Genomic DNA, 16,255 nt, shown 5'->3' on the forward strand with positions numbered 1-16,255 from the left:
CACCGCTTTCATCCGGCGCAATACGGCTATCGCCTATTGCGCCCTACGAGCTGGAGTAAGCGATGAAACTCAAACGGTTTGAACATAGGGAAGGCTATCGGTTTCTTCTCACCTTTGAGAACGGCGAGTCGACAGAGGTTGATCTGCAAAAACTGATTGGCGCGCATGTGACACCCGATGGCGTGCATACCGCTCGAATCGATCCTGAGTGGGGATGCTTGGAGTTCAATTGTGGGGCGGTGGATATCGAGCCAAAGACGCTTTATCACTTTGCGAAGACGCATGGCTACAAGGACGCTGCCTAGGATATAGGGCGGGCCAGAGGAAAAAGGCAAGCCCTGACCCAGAAACCGAGGAGGCGAATAAAATCGGCGATTCCACGATAAGCGGATTTTGTTGAATGTTTACGTATAATGAGAGGTAAAGATGAGTCACCTATTTAAATGCGTGCATTCAGGCTGCGACGAGCCGGCCAAATATATTGTGGTGGACTACCATCATAACTTTACATATGACGCCGACGGTGATGTTGAGGTTTACTGCCAGCGACATGCCTTTGAAGATGGCAGAGGAGAATGCTCTTGCTGCTTTGACTATTTCATAAAAGTCAGTGTCGAGGATGGTGATGGCAAGTTTCTCCCGTCTTTTGCTAAAGGCCAATTAGATGAGGAAGGCTATTGTGCAGAACACCCCTGAGCTTTCGCAAAACGTCGACAATGACTGACGAACTGTCGATTCCTTGACCCTTCGGCTGCGCTTGGGACGGGTGTCGCCTGTGAGGACAACGGCTAGGGGAAGAGGGGTTTCAGGGGCAGGTCTTGTGTTTTGCCCGTTAAACTCGCAACCGTCATTCGTAGGGCGCAATAGGGTTATGGCCGGTGGGGCGTGGATGTCGGGTGTGGTAATTGGAAAGGCAAAACTCAAGACCTGACCAAAATTCCTCTTGGTATGATTTCTGGATGGGTTTTATGACGCAAGATGAACTAGGAAAACGCATAAATAGATCAAAAACATTCGCCAGGACACTAATAGTCGCCATATGCTCTGCATACGTAATTAAATTCTGGCTTTTGACTGGCGCAAACATATCAGGAAGCCCGGAAGCATGGGGTCAGTTTGGTGATTACGTTGGCGGATTGCTAAACCCGATCATTGCCTATCTGGCGTTTTACTGGTTAACGCAGTCAATTCTCTTGCAAAGAGATGAGCTTTCAGCCACAAAGAAAGCCCTTGAGGAAAGCGCTAAATCTCAGGAAAAACAAGAGCAGCACGCGAGCAAGACCGCAAAAGTTAACGCCCTGAGTACGCTGATTAATGCACACAATAACGATATATCTAATCTGCGAAGCAACATGGAGTTTCTAAGCAACCAACTGAGCCAAAGCGGGCCAATATACTCCCCAATCGGACACAGCATTAATATCGAAGAGGCACGCGTACTGCAGAAAAATATGACGGAGGCGCTAGAAACCTCCCTAAAAAGGCGCATGGAGGCGATGGATGAGGTCACAAAGCTGCTGCATGCTGTTGAAATGTAGAAGCCCGAATGCTGGGTTTTCGCTGTCGCTTCAACCCAGCCTACCAATTAAAACGGGGGGCAATCGAGGGACAAAAGGCCGCCCCTAGGAAAAATCATTTCAGCGCGGTAGGGTGCGCGGTGAGCCGGCGAACCGCGCCGCTCAGGAAGCCTTGGCATTTCCGCTTCACGGCGGCTTTCGCGATGGATGCGGTTTGCTGCTGCTCACCCTTCCTCTCCCTTTCGGCTGTTGGATTTCAGCGCGCCCCACGGTGGATGTAAACTGGAGCGGGGCCGGATGATCAGTGCCCAGGACGCCGAGGGAGTTTTTGTCGGGCTTCCTGTCGCCAGTCCAAGCTATCGTGCTAATCCGTACGGTCTCTCAGCGATTTCGTCCCGCGCAATCCGGCCTATCCCGTTTGCGTCTTATGAGCTAATACCCAAAGAGTTGGAAAAATGAAAGTGAAGCAGCCTATTTCAAGCTTTTTCTTGGCGCTGTCGGCGGTGCTGGGGGTACAAGGCGTTTCCCACGCGATGCCGGGCATGTCCATGCCGGGCGGGGAAGGGGCGGAGGCGCCGCCCACGTCCCATCCCATGGGCGGCGGGCTCGATTCCCCCGGCTCCAACTTCGAAATCACCTACAGCGCCGACGGCAAAACCGCCATTTTCACCTCGACCCGGCCGGGCAGCATCGAGTCGGGGACGCCTTACAACTTCGACATCTGGATGGCCCGTAACGTGGGCGGCGTTTGGCAGGCGCCCGTCCACCTGGGGCCGGGCGTCGATCCCACCGTGGGGCCGAACATCAACACTTCCGCCTGGGAGCTGGAGCCTAGCCTGTCCGACGACGGCAACGTCATCTATTTCACCCGCTACCAACCGGGCAACCTGTCCACCGGCGACCTTTACGTCGCCCAGAAAGTCGATGGCGTCTGGCAACCCGCCAGAAATTGGAACGACGTGCCGGAATTGCCGCCGATCAACACCGCGACCGGCGAAGAGCACTGCCCGATCATCGCCTCCGACAGCCTGATCTACTTCAACTACCAGCAGCCCGGCGTCACCCAGGACAGCGACATCTGGAAGGTCGAGAAGAAGGACGGCGTTTGGCAGAAACCGCAGAGCCTGGGGCCGAGGATCAATTCGCCCTACCGGGATCATTTGCACTGGACGGGGCTGTCCAAAGACGGCAAAAGCCTCATCGTCACCAGCAACCGGCCCGACCTCGCTTCGCGGGGCGGGCACGACGAATGGATCGCTTACCAGAACCCGAAAGGCGAATGGCAGGAACCCTTGAACCTGGGCGACACCATCAACACCGTCGGGGAGGACATGTGTTGGACCTTTACGCCCGATGGCAAGAAATTCACCGGGGGCTGGGGGCCGCAAGGCAGCTACAACCTGGCTATCCGCTGGGTCGCCAAGGACGACGTGCCGCTGTTGAGGAACTTCGAGCCCATGGGGCCGCCGCCCAATCTGCTTTCCGTCAAGCGGTAGGGCGGGCTGGGTCCGCCGACCTTCCGCCATGTAGGGTACGCATCGCGTACCCTAACCGCCCGCGATGAGGCTCCGACAAAAAGCGGCCCGACGCGGGATTCTCCCGCGGCGGCGAAGCCATCAAGTTTCAAACGATCGCCGTTCGCCGAACGCCGTCCGCCAGTCCTCGCCGAACTTGTCCACGGCGGCGTCGGTGGCCGGGGCGTTGAGCATCTGGCCGGCGATGTCCAAGGGCACCGTCACGGCGCCCACGCCGAGCTTCAATACCTGCAAAACCTGCTGAACGTTCTTGAAACTGGCCACCAGCAGCTTGGTCGGCAGTCGATAGTGGGTGATCAGCGTTTGCAGATCGGCGACCGCGCCCAGGCCGTCGCAGCCGAGATTGTCGATGCGGTTGAGATAGGGCGCCAGGTAATCCGCGCCGTTCAAGGCGGCCAAAAAGCCCTGCTGCACGTTGTAAATGGCTGTGGCCAGCACCGGAATGCCCTGCTGCTTGACCTGTTTGATGGCGGCAAGGCCAGCGGCGTGGGCGGGGATTTTGACGACGATGTTGTAGGGCAGGGCGTGCAGTTGCCGGGCTTCGGCGACGATGTCCTCCACCGTGTTGCCGATCACCTGTACATGGATGCGGGCATGCGGGCCGAGGATTGCCGCCAGCTCCGGCAGCAGCCGCTGGAGGCCCAGGCCGCCGGCCGCCATGATGGTGGGGTTGGTGGTGACGCCCGCCAAAGGCAGAATGGGCGCTAGCCGGCGGATTTCGTCCAGGTTCGCGCTGTCTAGGTAGAGTTCCAGCATGGCAGGCTTCGATGGCGAAGGAGGCGCTGACGAAGGCGGCGCATCCTCATGGGGTTACGGCGAAATCCCCGCGCCGGGCTTTCGCTCAACCCGGCTTACGGTGTTTCGCCGCGGGGATTGCAGCGGCGTCAATGGATATGCATTTCCCGGTTGCCGGCCGCATCGCTTCTTTCCAGCATATACGCGGACTGGCTGCCGGGCATGGCGGTGCCGTCGTTGTTGACGTACAGCAGGCTGGTTTCACTCTTGACGGTCAAACGGCGCTGCGGCTTGTCTTTGTTGTAGGGGGTCAGCATGACCGTGGCGTTTTTGTCGTCCCAGGTGTAGGTGCCTTTTTCGAAGGTTTCCCGGTTGCGGGGCCTGGCCGGTTGGATGATCAACAGGTAGCTGCCGTTGTGTTTCAGCGACAAGGTCATTTTCAGGCCGGCGCAGTCCGGCGACTCGGTGCAGGGCAGATAGCCGTAAAACACGCCGCGGTACTTGTTGGCGGATTCGTCGGCGCTGCCGCCATGCTCCGCGTGCTCCATCGCGCCGCCGCCGTGTTTGAGCGCGTCGCGCTGCATGAGGGCTTTTTCCTGGATTTCCTTGTCGGTTTCGGCCCAGGCGGCGCCGGACAGCGCCAGCAAGACGCCGCAAAAAACCAACGACACATTTTTTCTAAGCTTTGTGTTTAGCGTTCGCATGTAGGAGTTCTCTATGGCTATGTATGAAGCCCGCGTGGCCGAGCCGGGCGGGTTTCCGCACGACATTACGTGCCGCGTAGATTAGCAAGGCCATTGTGGCGCCGCAACGCCAAGACCTGGGCGAGGGGGCGCCTTGGCGTCGGCGGCGGGGACCGCCGCCGGGCACGGGGCGATGGACAAGAAGAACCGCAGGCGGTATTAATTGCCGCAGCCGATAACCGCAAAAATGCCGCATGGGACGACGCTTTGAACGTCGCGATTCGGTTTTGGGTTTCGGGTTTATTCGAATATCGAACGTGATGGGCCTGCCTCTATGATGCCGACGCTAAAGAGATTTTATGGATAATCTGGGAATGACGGAGGACAGCAAGATCGTTTTCGTCACCATGCCTTATGGCGCGCTGGAACGTCCCGCCATCGGCCTCGGCATGTTGAAATCCGCCCTGGCCTCGGCCGGCCTCAATAGCGATATTGTGTATGCCAATTTGCGGTTCGCCGAAAAAATCGGCGTGCCGGTTTATCAGGCCTTAGGCAACGGTTTCGTCGAGTTTTTCCTGGGGGAATGGACGTTCGCCGGGGCGGCTTTTCCCGATTTCAACCCGGATGTCGCCGAGATGTTCCGTTATGCCGAAGCGGAAACGCAGCGTACCGGTTTCAAGCAGAGGCTCAAATCCGACGATATCGCCGCGACGCTGAGGCGGGTACGCGCCCAGGGGCGCGAGTTTGTCCGCGAGTTGGCGAGCGATATCGTCAAGCGCAAGCCGGCCATCGTCGGCTGCGGTTCTTCCTTCAATCAGCATTGCGCCAGCTTGGCCTTGCTGCGCGAGATTCGCCGGCTGGATCCCGACATTATCACCCTCATGGGCGGGGCCAATTGCGAAGGCGAAATGGGCGTGGCCACCAAGACCGCTTTCGACTGGGTGGATTTTGTGGTTTCCGGTGAGGGTGACGAGATTATCGTGCCTTTGTGCCGCGCCTTGCTGCAAAACGGCAGGAATATCGACGTTCGCGCGCTGCCCGCCGGCGTTATCGGCGCCGCCCCGCCGGACGCCGCTGCTTGCGGCAAGGCGCGGGCGCCGAGGGCGGCGGTCAGCGATATGGACCGGGTCGCCATACCGGATTTCGACGATTATTTTGCGGCCATCGAGCGGATGGCCGTCGGCAAGTTCATCAAGCCGGGCCTGCTGTACGAGTCGTCCCGCGGTTGCTGGTGGGGTGCGCGCTCGCAATGCACTTTCTGCGGCTTGAACGGCTCCAGCATCGGCTATCGTTCCAAGTCTCCCGAACGCGTGTTGGAAGAGTTGTCGGTATTGTCGGAAAAATACGCTATCAAGAGCTTCGAGTTTGTCGACAATATTTTGGATATGGATTATTTCAATAATGTATTGCCGGCGCTTGCGGAGAGAGGCTACACGATTTTTTTCGAAACCAAGTCGAATCTTAGTCGCCGGCACGTGAAGTCGCTGGCCGAGGCCGGCATAAAATGGATACAGCCCGGTATCGAAAGCATCCACGACGGCATGCTGAAACTGATCGCCAAAGGGTGCAGCGCGGCGATCAATATTCAGTTGCTGAAATGGGCCGAGGAGTTCGGGGTTTGCATATTTTGGATATTTCTGGTCAACCTTCCGCATGAGCGGGACGAGTGGTACGCGGAGATGGCGGATATTATCCCGTATATTGTCCACCTCCAGCCGCCGTTGAGCATAACGCCGTTGCAATACCATCGCTTCAGCCGATACCACGCCGATCCCGAGAGTTATGGCGTGGAGTTGAAGCCGCTGGATATTTACAAATACATCTACCCGGTTTCCGAACAGGTATTGTCGGACTTGGTTTATTTCTTCGAACTCAAAGCGGGCGCTCCGGCCGCCGTCGCTCGCCCGGGTTTCGACCGGCTGACCGTGGCGCTGCGCGAGTGGTGGGGGCTATATGACGACAAGGCGTCCCGGCCGGTGCTGGAAATGAGCGACGCGGGGGCGGCCCTAGCCATTGCCGATACCCGTTCTTGCGCGGAAAAACCGCAGCACTTGCTGTCCGGCTTGGCCCGGACGATCTACGAGGCCTGCGACAGCGCGCAATCGGTGAACGGGCTGATCCGCACTTTGCGGCAGCAGGGGGACGCGGCCGATGAGGACGCGGTTCGCGCGGTGCTCAACGATCTGCTGCAAAGCAAGCTGATCGCCGAGGTTTCCGGCAAATTCCTCGGTCTGGCGGTGAGGCGGTCGGACAACGTGCTGGTCGGGTTGTCGGATTTTCCCGGAGGGCGCATCGCCCCGGAAGCTTTGGAGCAGGCCGAGCCCCTGGGCGATTCGTCGGTCTAGCGGCGGGGGCTAGCCCTAGGGCCGGGGGGCGCTTCGCCGAGCGAAGCGGCCCCGGGCGTCTGCGCCAAACGGATCAGTTGGAAGGCTTGTCGCCGGGCGGCGGCATCCCTTGCATCGGAGGGTGTTGCTGCATCATGGGGCCATGGCCGCGCATGTTCTCCATATGGTCCTTCATGAGATTGCGCTGCTCTTCTTTCAGGCGTTCGCGCTGTTTTTCGTCTTTCGCTTCGCGAATCTGATGCAGCAGGTCGTGCATTTTGATCTGGTGCTCTTGCATCTGCCGCAGCATGGCATCCATCGGTTTCTGGTCCATGCCCCTCATCATGCCCATTCCCTGTTCGTGCTTCATCTCGCCCATGCCGCCCGGACCCGGCGGTGGCGCCGGCGGCGCGGCGGGTTTTTCTTCGGCGAAAGCGGGCAGGGCCATCAAGGCGCTGCAGATCAGCGCCGCGGTTGTGTTGGTCAAGCGTCTCATGGCGGTGAACCTCCTGTGGTTTGCGGACAACGGAGACGGCGGGTCGATTCCTCGACGGCGAATCGGCGACCCTATACCAAGGTAGCACCGAATGGGCGTTTCGCTCTAGACGGAACGGCCCTAGGCGGCGTGCGGCCGGTCGATATTGGCGGCCATCCACTCCCGCACGGCGGCGATGACCCACGCGGGATGGTTCAGGGGCAGGTCGTGGCCGGCCCAGGGGTGGGTCAGGCAGGGGACGGTCCACAGGGCGGCGATTTCGGTGGTGCAGGAGGGGGCCACCATGCGGTCGCCCAGGCTGTTCAGCAGTAGCAGCGGCACGGCGGGTTTCGCGGGCGGAGGGCGGTAGCGTGCCGCGGCCCACAGTTGACGCAGCACGTTCGACCAGCGCACCGGCCGCCGCTGGTAGGTCGCCACCCGCGCCGCGATCAAGGCGGCGTCCGCCGCGCGGTTGGACGTCAGCCGCAGAATCAGCCGTTCGCGGGCGGCCGCGTCGGTGGTGGCGAGAATGCGCAGCAGCAGCGGCCAGCTGCGCCAGGACAGGCGGCGGTAGAGGGGATTGAGCCCGCTGAGGCTGGTGTTGATCAACACCGCGCCGGCGATTTCCTGCGGGTATCGGCTTGCCCATTCCAGGGCGGCCATGGAGCCCATGGAAATGGAGAGCAGGTAAACCGGCGTTTGCGGCGCCGTCGGGCCGTCCGCCGTTTCCCAGGCTTCGCGGCGGGCAAATTCCATGGCTTCCCGCAGGTTCGGCGGGCTGTTCAAGCGCCAGTGCTCGCCGTTGCCCGGCAGATCCAGGCAGCGCACCTCGGCGCCGGGCAACGCTTGGGCGAAGCGCTGGGGGAAATCGTCCCAGTGCTCGCTTTCCCGCACCAGGCCGCGCAGGAAAATCCAGCGCGAGGAAGGCTTAACCGCCATACCAGAGATCGTGGCCGTGTCGCAGCAAGCGTTGCCGTTTGGCGTGATTGAGCTGGGTCCACGGCTCCGGCGATTGCACCGCGCGCAGCAGCAGGTCCAGCAGCGGCGTGTGGCGCCGCAGGATGCGCCGTTCCCGGTGCGGCAAGCGCGGGTTGAAGATGCCGGGCAGGGAAAACAGCTGGCGCCAGTTTTTCTTGACCCACAGCCAAGAGCCCATTTCCAGGGTGAAGGGAATGTAGTCGCCCTGCGGTTGCCGTTGCCGGTAGTCGTCGTAGAGATAGTCCCATAGGTCGCCGTGGGCCAGGTATTCCCGGCATTGCGGCTCGACGCGGTAGATATGGTTGCCGTATGCCTTGTCCAGCAAATGCTTCAGCGCCATCGCTTGCGGCACGGAGGCGAACGGGGTTTTGGTCTTGGCGTAGGGAAACCACAAGCGGTCCACTTTGCCGTATCCCGAATGCACGTCGATGCTGAGCGCCACTTTGGCCGGGAAAACCTCCCGTCGCACGAGGTCGCAAACCGCTTGCGTCTCCGTTTCCAGCGGCGCGCCTTCCTGGCCCCGGTACCAGGGCAGCCGGGGCGACAGGCGATGGCCGCCGAAAATCTGCCAGCCGGCCACGCCCTCGGCCTCCACCGGCGCGTTGCGCATGATGTCAACGAAGTTGCCGTTGGAGCGCCGTTGCCAATACATGCCTACCGGATTGACCAGCGGCACCACCAGCAGGCGCGTTTCCTCGAGCAGGCGCTGGGTGCTGCGGTCCCATCGCGCCAACGACAGGACGGTTTGCAGGTAGGAGGTCACCACCCGGGTGCCGATGCGTTCCAAGCCGTGAACGCCGCCGAACAGGGCCAGGACCGGCGCGGTCGGGTCGCTGGGGCCGAAGCGGAAAGCCAGCAGGGGAAAGTGGTGGCCGTCGCATTCGAGCCGCGCCAGGGTTTCCACCCGCGCCAGGCCCTGGGCTCGCCGCGCGAGAAAGAGGAGTTCCCGCAGTTCGGGCAGCAGCCGCCAGGCGGGGTGATGTGTTTCCGTCAGCTTCATGGCGCCATGATTCCCTGCGGCGGTTTTATTGGGCGTTTGCATCGTGTCGGGTCGGCGCCGCCTCGCCGACGACGCCAAATTACACGGTGGGCTTTGGCTCCACAAGCTGGCCCTTGCAATAACCGCGTATGCAGTTCCGTCCCGAGTCCTTGGCGGCATACAGGGCTTGGTCGGCGCGGGAGATCAGCGTTTTTCCGCCGGGGCAGCCGGTTTCGTACGCGGCGACCCCCATGCTGACCGTCAGCGGGCGGCCGGCGAAGCGCTTTTCCAGCAGTTGTCCCAGTTGCTCCACCCGCAGGCGGAAACGTTCGGCGAAATGCAGGGCCGCCACGAAGGAGGTGTCGGGCAGGATGAAGATGAATTCCTCGCCGCCGAAGCGGCCGACGTGGTCGGTGGGACGGCAAGTTTTCTGCATCAGGCCGGCCACCATTTTGAGCACGTCGTCGCCCACCAGGTGGCCGAAGGCGTCGTTGAATTTCTTGAAGAAATCGATGTCGACCATGGCGATCGCCAGGGTGCGCTCGCCGCGCTTGGCCTGCTCGAACAAGGCGTTGAGCGTGTCTTCCATGGCTCCCCGGTTGTAGACCTGGGTCAACGGGTCGAACAGCGCCCGCTTGCGGTAGCTTTCGAACAGGCGGGCGTGCTCCAGCGCCAAGGCCATTTCGCTGGCGATGATGCTTACCACCGACAGGTTCGCCAGCTGCACGGGCTGTTTGCTGCGGCAATTGTCCATGCCGATCAGCCCGGCGCTTTGGCCGTTGCGGGTCACGGGAACCAGGCCCAGTTCGTCGACGCCCAGGTCCCGCAGCAGTTTTTCCTCCTGCGGCGTGGCCCCGGCGACGACGACGGGAACCCTGTGGCGCAAGGATTCCAGAATCGGTTCGAAAAACGGATTGAGCTCCCACTCCAGGCCGGCCGGCAACGGCGCGGCTCCCTCGGCGCAATGCGCATAAACCGGCTTCAGGTGGCGGCTTTTCGGTTCGTTTTCCAGCAGGTAAAGCCGGTCGAAGGAAAAGTCCTGGCGGATGGCGCGGAAGGTGTTTTCGATAATCTCCTCCGGCACCAGGCTCTGATGGGGCAACACCAGGTTTTCCTTGATGTGGGACACGGCGGCGTTGTTCCGCGGGTTCTGCCGTTCCAGATAAACGTAATCGGCATTGAGGCGTCCCAGGTCGAGATTGGTGCGCAGCAGGGTTTCCCGCACCGCCGGCAGGGACGGAAAGCGGAAGTTGTAGAACACGGCCGTTGCCTGCAGCTCGGAGTCCATGGCGCGCAGCATCTCGTTCAAATCGAGCTTGCCGGTATCGATGCTTTCATAGACTTCCGGCTGCAGCGCCGGCGGTTGCGGCGCCTTGAAGGAGCCCAGGCCTTGCGTCCAGGCCATGAAGTTGGCGAGCGCCACGATGGCGGCCAGCAGGCGTTCGTGCGATTCCAGCGTCAGGGAGGCGAAGCGCTGGTGGTGCAGGCTGACGGCGAGGGTGATCGGGCGCGGGAACTCCCAGCGCTTGCAGAAGTAGGCTCCCAGCGCATCGTGCCCTATGCCGACCAGGCGCCGTTCCGCTTCGTGGGCGCTGCACGCGTTTTCCTGCAATTGGGGCAGGATGGCGCTGTAGCTGATGCGGCCATAGACTTGCATGATGATTTTGCCGATGTCGTGCAGCAGGCCGGCGCTATGGGCGATGTCGGCGTCCGGATAGCCCAGTTGCCGGGCCATGGCCCGGCACAAATAGGCCACGGCCAGGCTGTGGCGCCAATAGGACAGGTAGTCGAAATCGCTGTTGACGCGCCGTATCAGCCGTTCGTAAAGCAGCACTTCCAGCGCGATGGAGCGGACGTTGGTGAACCCCAGCACAACCACCGCTTGCTTGAGGGTGGCTATCTTGTAGCGCAGCCCGTAGGCGGCGGAGTTGGCTCTGCGCAATACCGCCGCCCCCATGGCCGGGTCCGTTTCCACCAGTTTGACCAGGTCGTCGATGGAGGTGGCGTCGTCGCGGGTGAGTTGCAGCAGGCGCGCCAGCACCACCGAAACGCTGGGCAGGTGATCGACCTCCCGCGCCAGGACGGCGTTAACCGACGCCGTGTCGGGTATGAGCGCGGCGTCATGCAACGGCATGATCGAACAGCGGCCGATAGTCGCAGCCGGCTCTGTGCTGGGAGAAACCGGGGCGGGGGCGGTGATTCATGCTGGGCATCCTTTCGTTGTCCAAAGCCGGTGGTCACGCGTTGTGAAGGTTAAGCGAAATCCCCGCGCTGGGGGATGGTTTGCCGTCGCGCGCGGGCGCGCTTTTCCGGCCTTGCTTCCGGGGCGGTTCCCTTCGCCGCGACCCGCGCATCGACAACGGCATCTTGCCCTAATGTGGACGCCCCGCTGCGTGAACCTCGTCGCTTTTCCGCCGCGTTCCGTCCTTCCGCTCGCCCTGGGCCGTTGCGCTGCGTGTCGTCCATAGCTTAGGCGGAATAACCGACAAGCATGGCGACGCGCGGCGTTTGCCGGCGGCGCCGGAGGTTCATAAGACAGCCCTGCCAGGCCCCGGCCGAATGCGCGGGCTTTCTTATCGGTTTGTAATCCTGGGATTACAGACGATCACGGGGATGCAGTGTAGTGTCTCCAGCCTCGCAAATATAAGCAAAAAGGATCTTTGGCATGTTGGATCACCTCTTGGCCGGCCCCATTCTGCGCCGCACGACGCAGGATCGCGTGTGTGTCTGGCTGGCGATGGACAGCCGGCAGGATTTGTCGCTGGAAATCCTGGGCATGGACGAGCAGACGGTGGGACGGAGCAGTCCGGACGACTTCGCCGCCAGCTGTTTTCAGTTGGGGGAAAAGCTGTTCGTCTATTTGCTGCAGGCTTATCCCACGCAAGGCGCCCACTTTCCGACCGGCGTTTCCTTGTACTACCGTTTGCTGCATAACAGCCAGGGGCCGTTGGACCTGAGCCTGGCGCGGTTGACCTACGCCGATCATGCCCACCCGGTGTTCCATATTCCCGACCAGTTGCGGTCCGTGCTGCACGGCAGTTGCCGCAAGCCCCACGGCGACATGGGGGCGGACGCCCTGGCGGCGGGCGATGCGCTTTTGGAAAGCTTCCATGCGGGCCTTAGCCAAGCCGACCGGCCCGACGTCTTGCTGCTGACGGGCGATCAGATTTATGCCGACGACGTGGCGGCGTCCCTGCTGGCGACTTTGCGCACCCAAGCCGTGGCGCTGACCGGCAGGAAAGGCCTCCTGCCGTTGCGGGAGGCGGGCGGCGAGCCGGGCATCGCGCGAGACAGCCTGAAGTCGGCGCTGAAGGCGAAAATCAAGCGGTTGCGCGGCCTGGAGCAACAGGATACGGGCGTCCGGCCCGCCGAGTTGGATCCCAACGACATCCTCCTGGGCGGCCGCAAGGATGTGTTGCATCGTTACCATTCCGGCTTCAGTTCCGGCGAGTCGGGCAATCATCTGATGAGTTTCGGCGAGTTCGCCGCCATGTATCTCTACGTGTTCGGCAACGCGAGCGATTGGTCGGTTCCCGGCTGGGAAGACATCCGCAGCGATCATGCGCAGGTGACGGACAAAGCGCTGGCCGAAGCGCAAAAACACACTACCGCTGTGGCGGAGTTCGCCAAAACCCTGCCCAAGGTTCGGCGTCTGCTGGCCAATATCCCCACCTACATGATCTTCGACGACCACGATGTGACCGACGACTGGAACATCACCGGCCATTGGTACGACAAAGTGCGCTCGTCGCCGCTGGGCCGCCGCATCGTCTCCAACGCCCTGGCGGCTTACTGGGCGTTCCAGGCCTGGGGCAACGACCCGGACAACTTCGATAGCGACATGATCGAGTCCGTGCCCCGCCATTTGAACAAAACCGGCGACGATCTCGACGGCGACGAGTGTTACGACTTGTTTACCTGGAAGCATCGGGGGTGGGGATTTTCCGTGCCCACCGAGCCGCCCATCATCGCCATGGATTCCAGAACCCAGCGCCAGCCGGACAACCCTTTTTACCCGCCGCGCCTGATGGACCGCTACGCGCTGGATTGGCTGCGGGTGGAGTGGACCAAGCTGAAAACCTGCCGGAAAAGCTGCCACGATGTCGGCCGCGCCATCGGCGGCGACACCTGCCCCGTGTTGATCGCCGCCACGCCGGTGATGGGCTTTTCGCCCTTGGAGAATCTGGTGCAGATCGTTCTGTGGGGGGTGGGCTATGTGGAAGACATGCCGGCGGTGCGTTTCCTGGAGGATTTGGCGGACGAGTCCGGCTATTTGGCGGGGAAAATCGTCGATTGGCTGGACGCCGAAGCCTGGTCGGCCAATCTCAGCGGCTTCACCGATCTGATGGACACTTTGCTGCACAAAATGGGTATCGAGCAATGCGTGTTCCTGTCCGGGGACGTGCATTACTCCTTCACTGCGCACGGTTGGTACAAAAGCAGCGCCGGCTATACCGGCGAGGAAAAGGTGTTGCGCTGCCGCCAGCTGACCAGCTCGGCGCTGCGCAACGAGCCCAGCCTTTCCCAGGAACGCGCCCTGAAGGCGTTGGCGAAACTGGAAAAAGGCAGCTCCAGCAAGAGCAATTGGTGGCGGTTTTACGCCGACCAATGGCGTATGGAGCATACCTTGCTGAAGCCCGCCAGCGGTGGCGGCAGGCTGGTGACGCCCAAATGCAATCTGGGCCAGGTGCTGTTCGAGAACGGCAAGCCGACCCGGCACATTCTTTGGCACGGGGACGACACGGCGGTGGAATATACCGTCCCCCCGTTCGCCGGCAACGTTTCAAGCGGCGAATTGCCCGCCGCTTGACTATCGCTCCGGTCTGCCGGGCCAGTCGCGCCGTCAGGTCGGGGGGATTGCGGAGGTGGCCGGCCGGGGCAATGGCCGGCTGTTTGGAATACAAGAGGAAGCCATATCTAATGATCGAAAGAAGAATAAGTAAAAAATCCGGGGGAGTTTTGGCCAGCGTGCTGGCGGCGGGCGTCGCCGCGATTCCGGTCGGCGTTTGCGCCAAAAGCGCGCCGCCGGTCGCCGCGCCTTTGCAGCTGCCGCAGTCCGCGAGCTCGGGGGACACCAAGTCCTTGCAGGTGGGGCTGGAGCTCAAATCCGGCGATTACACGCTGTACGGCCCCTCGCCGACGGCGGCCGCCGCGAAGGGCCAGGCGCTGGTGAATCCGGTGGTGAAGGCGCGCGGCGTGCAATTGACCGCCAGCGCGCCGGCCGCCACCCCGGCGCCCGCCAACGCGCTGCTGATGGGGCCGACCTTGCGCGTGCGCCCCGGCGACCAGTTGGGCATCACGTTGAAAAACAGCCTGAACTACGATGTGTTCGCCGGAGACGCCAGCCACAGCATGACGATTCCGCACGGCTTCGATGTCATCAACCTGCACACCCACGGCCTGCACGTGTCGCCGCAAAGCCCCGGCGACAACGTATTGCTGAGCATTTTTCCGCAGGATACGCCGACGGACGTGGTGGCGGCTTGCGCCAAGGAAACCAACGCGGCCGATTGCGTGACGGGGCAGTTCGCCTATTCCTACAACATCCCCGCCAACCACCCCGCCGGCACCTATTGGTATCACGCCCACAAGCACGGCGCGGTGTCCATGCACTTGGCCGACGGTTTCGCCGGCGCGTTGATCGTCGAGGATCCGCAACACGGCCTGGACAGCCTGCCGGAAGTGCAGGCGGCAACGGAGCAGGTGCTCATGTTCCAGCAAATCGCCTACGGCGGGCAGTATCCGGCGCCCAACGGCGGCAAGCCCGTCGGCAGCGGTACGGCCAGCGATCCTTATTTGATCGACTGCATGAGCGTTTACGGCTTTCCGGGCGACCAGGGATGCGACTTCAACCATTCCCATCCGCCGGCGCCGGCCTTTAGAAACAACAGCACCAAGGCCACCTTGTCGGTCAACGGCCAGTTCCAACCGTCCATCACCATGAAATCGAAAGAGGTGCAGCTGTGGCGGGTCGTCAACGGCACCATCGATAAAGTGGTGCCCATGTGCCTGATGCCTTTGGCCGGTACCGCCGCGCCGGCTCCCGAAGCCTATGTGTTGGCGGTGGACGGCGTGCCTTTGCAAAAACCCGGTGTGGCCGAGGACGCGCGACCGGTGCAAATCACCGCCCCCGTGGTCAATCCCGCCAACGGCGACGACCTGCTGAACAACGAGTTGCTGTTCCTGGCGGCCGGGCAAAGGCTGGATTTGATGGTGAAAGCGCCGGCCCAGGCGGGCGTGTATGCCTTATACGAGGCCGGCAACCAGACCTCCATGAAGCAGCTGTGCAACCCCAAATCCGCCGTCTACCAAAACAAGAAGCCGATACTGACGGTCAATGTGGTGGAGCCGACGGACATCGCGCCTTACAACACCAGCCTGCCTCACCAGGCGGCCTTGAACAAGCTTATCGCGCCGGCGACCATCACCGCGGCGGAAATCCCGGCGCTGCCGACCCAGGGGGTGGTGTACGGTTTCACCACCAACACTTACGCGGTCAGGGAGGGCGGCGCGGCGGTGGTCAACGCGCGGGTGTTCAATCCGCTGCGCAGCCAGCGCGATCTGGTCTTGAACCAAGTGGATCGCTGGTCGGTGCAAAGCGCGGTGGATACCCATATGTTCCACATCCACATCAATCCCTTCCAGTTGGTATCGCGAGGCCAGGTGCAATACCCGTTCCCGGTATGGCGCGACACGGTGCTGATCAATTGCCCCAGCATTCTCGGCCAAGGCAATTGCTCCTATGCCGGCAGCCTGACGGGCGATCAATTTTCGCCAGGGGGTAAAAACGCCAATCAATTTGGCGAAATCGTGCAGTTTCTGCAGAAGCCCGTGGATTTCGCCGGCGCCTTTGTCCAGCATTGCCACAACGTTTCCCACGAGGACCAGGGCATGATGGAATTGGTGACGGCAGCGCCCGCGCCCGCGCCCGCCACCCAACCGGGCCAGGGCGGCACGGCAACGCACCAGGGTCACGCCCCGTAACCTGCACTCGCCGTTCGGGACGGCTCCACGCCGCCCCGAACGGCC

At 61.8% G+C, this 16,255-nt stretch carries 13 protein-coding genes; 7 read left to right on the forward strand and 6 right to left on the reverse strand.

The genetic code is table 11. The annotated features are described in order from the left end of the window. Positions 1 to 62 precede the first annotated feature (62 nt). The 4 genes from K5607_RS04580 to K5607_RS04595 all read left to right on the forward strand — a co-directional run bounded on the left by K5607_RS04580 (position 63) and on the right by K5607_RS04595 (position 3,013). The gene (locus K5607_RS04580; RefSeq protein ID WP_054772558.1) at positions 63 to 305 is read left to right on the forward strand and encodes a DUF2442 domain-containing protein; all 243 of its coding nucleotides are present in this window, start codon (positions 63 to 65) and stop codon (positions 303 to 305) included. 121 nt (positions 306 to 426) lie between these two features. Further along, a complete protein-coding gene (locus K5607_RS04585; protein ID WP_221048339.1) occupies positions 427 to 696 on the forward strand; it encodes a hypothetical protein in 270 nt (89 codons plus the stop codon). Positions 697 to 968: 272 nt separating this feature from the next. After that, on the forward strand, positions 969 to 1,538 hold the full coding sequence (locus tag K5607_RS04590) for a hypothetical protein (protein WP_221048340.1): 570 nt from the start codon (positions 969 to 971) through the stop codon (positions 1,536 to 1,538). Between the two features lie 434 nt (positions 1,539 to 1,972). Continuing rightward, a complete protein-coding gene (locus K5607_RS04595) occupies positions 1,973 to 3,013 on the forward strand; it encodes a PD40 domain-containing protein (protein ID WP_054772555.1) in 1,041 nt (346 codons plus the stop codon). A gap of 120 nt (positions 3,014 to 3,133) precedes the next feature. Here K5607_RS04595 and K5607_RS04600 read toward each other — a convergent pair whose 3' ends face one another. Both K5607_RS04600 and K5607_RS04605 read right to left on the reverse strand, forming a co-directional pair. After that, on the reverse strand, positions 3,134 to 3,808 hold the full coding sequence (locus K5607_RS04600) for a transaldolase family protein (RefSeq protein ID WP_054772554.1): 675 nt from the start codon (positions 3,806 to 3,808) through the stop codon (positions 3,134 to 3,136). 128 nt (positions 3,809 to 3,936) lie between these two features. Continuing rightward, positions 3,937 to 4,458, reverse strand: coding sequence for a copper resistance protein NlpE N-terminal domain-containing protein (locus K5607_RS04605; RefSeq protein WP_246598954.1), 522 nt, complete (start codon positions 4,456 to 4,458; stop codon positions 3,937 to 3,939). Positions 4,459 to 4,829: 371 nt separating this feature from the next. Here K5607_RS04605 and K5607_RS04610 point away from each other — a divergent pair, with 371 nt between their 5' ends. Then, positions 4,830 to 6,815, forward strand: a complete 1,986-nt coding sequence (locus tag K5607_RS04610; protein WP_221048341.1) for a RiPP maturation radical SAM C-methyltransferase — start codon at positions 4,830 to 4,832, stop codon at positions 6,813 to 6,815. A 73-nt stretch (positions 6,816 to 6,888) separates the two neighbouring features. On the opposite strand, the gene K5607_RS04615 is transcribed toward K5607_RS04610, so the two are convergent. From K5607_RS04615 to K5607_RS04630, 4 genes are all read right to left on the reverse strand, one after another. Further along, positions 6,889 to 7,290, reverse strand: coding sequence for a hypothetical protein (locus tag K5607_RS04615; protein ID WP_054774757.1), 402 nt, complete (start codon positions 7,288 to 7,290; stop codon positions 6,889 to 6,891). Between the two features lie 120 nt (positions 7,291 to 7,410). After that, on the reverse strand, positions 7,411 to 8,208 hold the full coding sequence (locus K5607_RS04620) for an alpha/beta fold hydrolase (protein ID WP_221048342.1): 798 nt from the start codon (positions 8,206 to 8,208) through the stop codon (positions 7,411 to 7,413). Beyond that, a complete protein-coding gene (locus K5607_RS04625; protein ID WP_221048343.1) occupies positions 8,198 to 9,247 on the reverse strand; it encodes a DUF2817 domain-containing protein in 1,050 nt (349 codons plus the stop codon). The genes K5607_RS04620 and K5607_RS04625 overlap by 11 nt, the downstream gene beginning before the upstream one ends. 79 nt (positions 9,248 to 9,326) lie before the next feature. Further along, the gene (locus K5607_RS04630; protein WP_221048344.1) at positions 9,327 to 11,360 is read right to left on the reverse strand and encodes a sensor domain-containing diguanylate cyclase; all 2,034 of its coding nucleotides are present in this window, start codon (positions 11,358 to 11,360) and stop codon (positions 9,327 to 9,329) included. A 531-nt stretch (positions 11,361 to 11,891) separates the two neighbouring features. Between K5607_RS04630 and K5607_RS04635 the strand changes: the two genes are divergently transcribed. Both K5607_RS04635 and K5607_RS04640 read left to right on the forward strand, forming a co-directional pair. Then, positions 11,892 to 14,036 carry a metallophosphoesterase family protein gene (locus tag K5607_RS04635; protein WP_054774091.1) on the forward strand — a complete coding sequence of 715 codons (2,145 nt, stop codon included), beginning with the start codon at positions 11,892 to 11,894 and terminating at the stop codon, positions 14,034 to 14,036. Between the two features lie 110 nt (positions 14,037 to 14,146). Next, positions 14,147 to 16,210: a multicopper oxidase family protein gene (locus tag K5607_RS04640; protein ID WP_221048345.1), complete on the forward strand. Its 2,064-nt coding sequence runs from the start codon at positions 14,147 to 14,149 to the stop codon at positions 16,208 to 16,210. Positions 16,211 to 16,255 lie beyond the last annotated feature (45 nt).

It is taken from the genome of Methylogaea oryzae (assembly GCF_019669985.1).
Lineage (GTDB): Bacteria > Pseudomonadota > Gammaproteobacteria > Methylococcales > Methylococcaceae > Methylogaea > Methylogaea oryzae.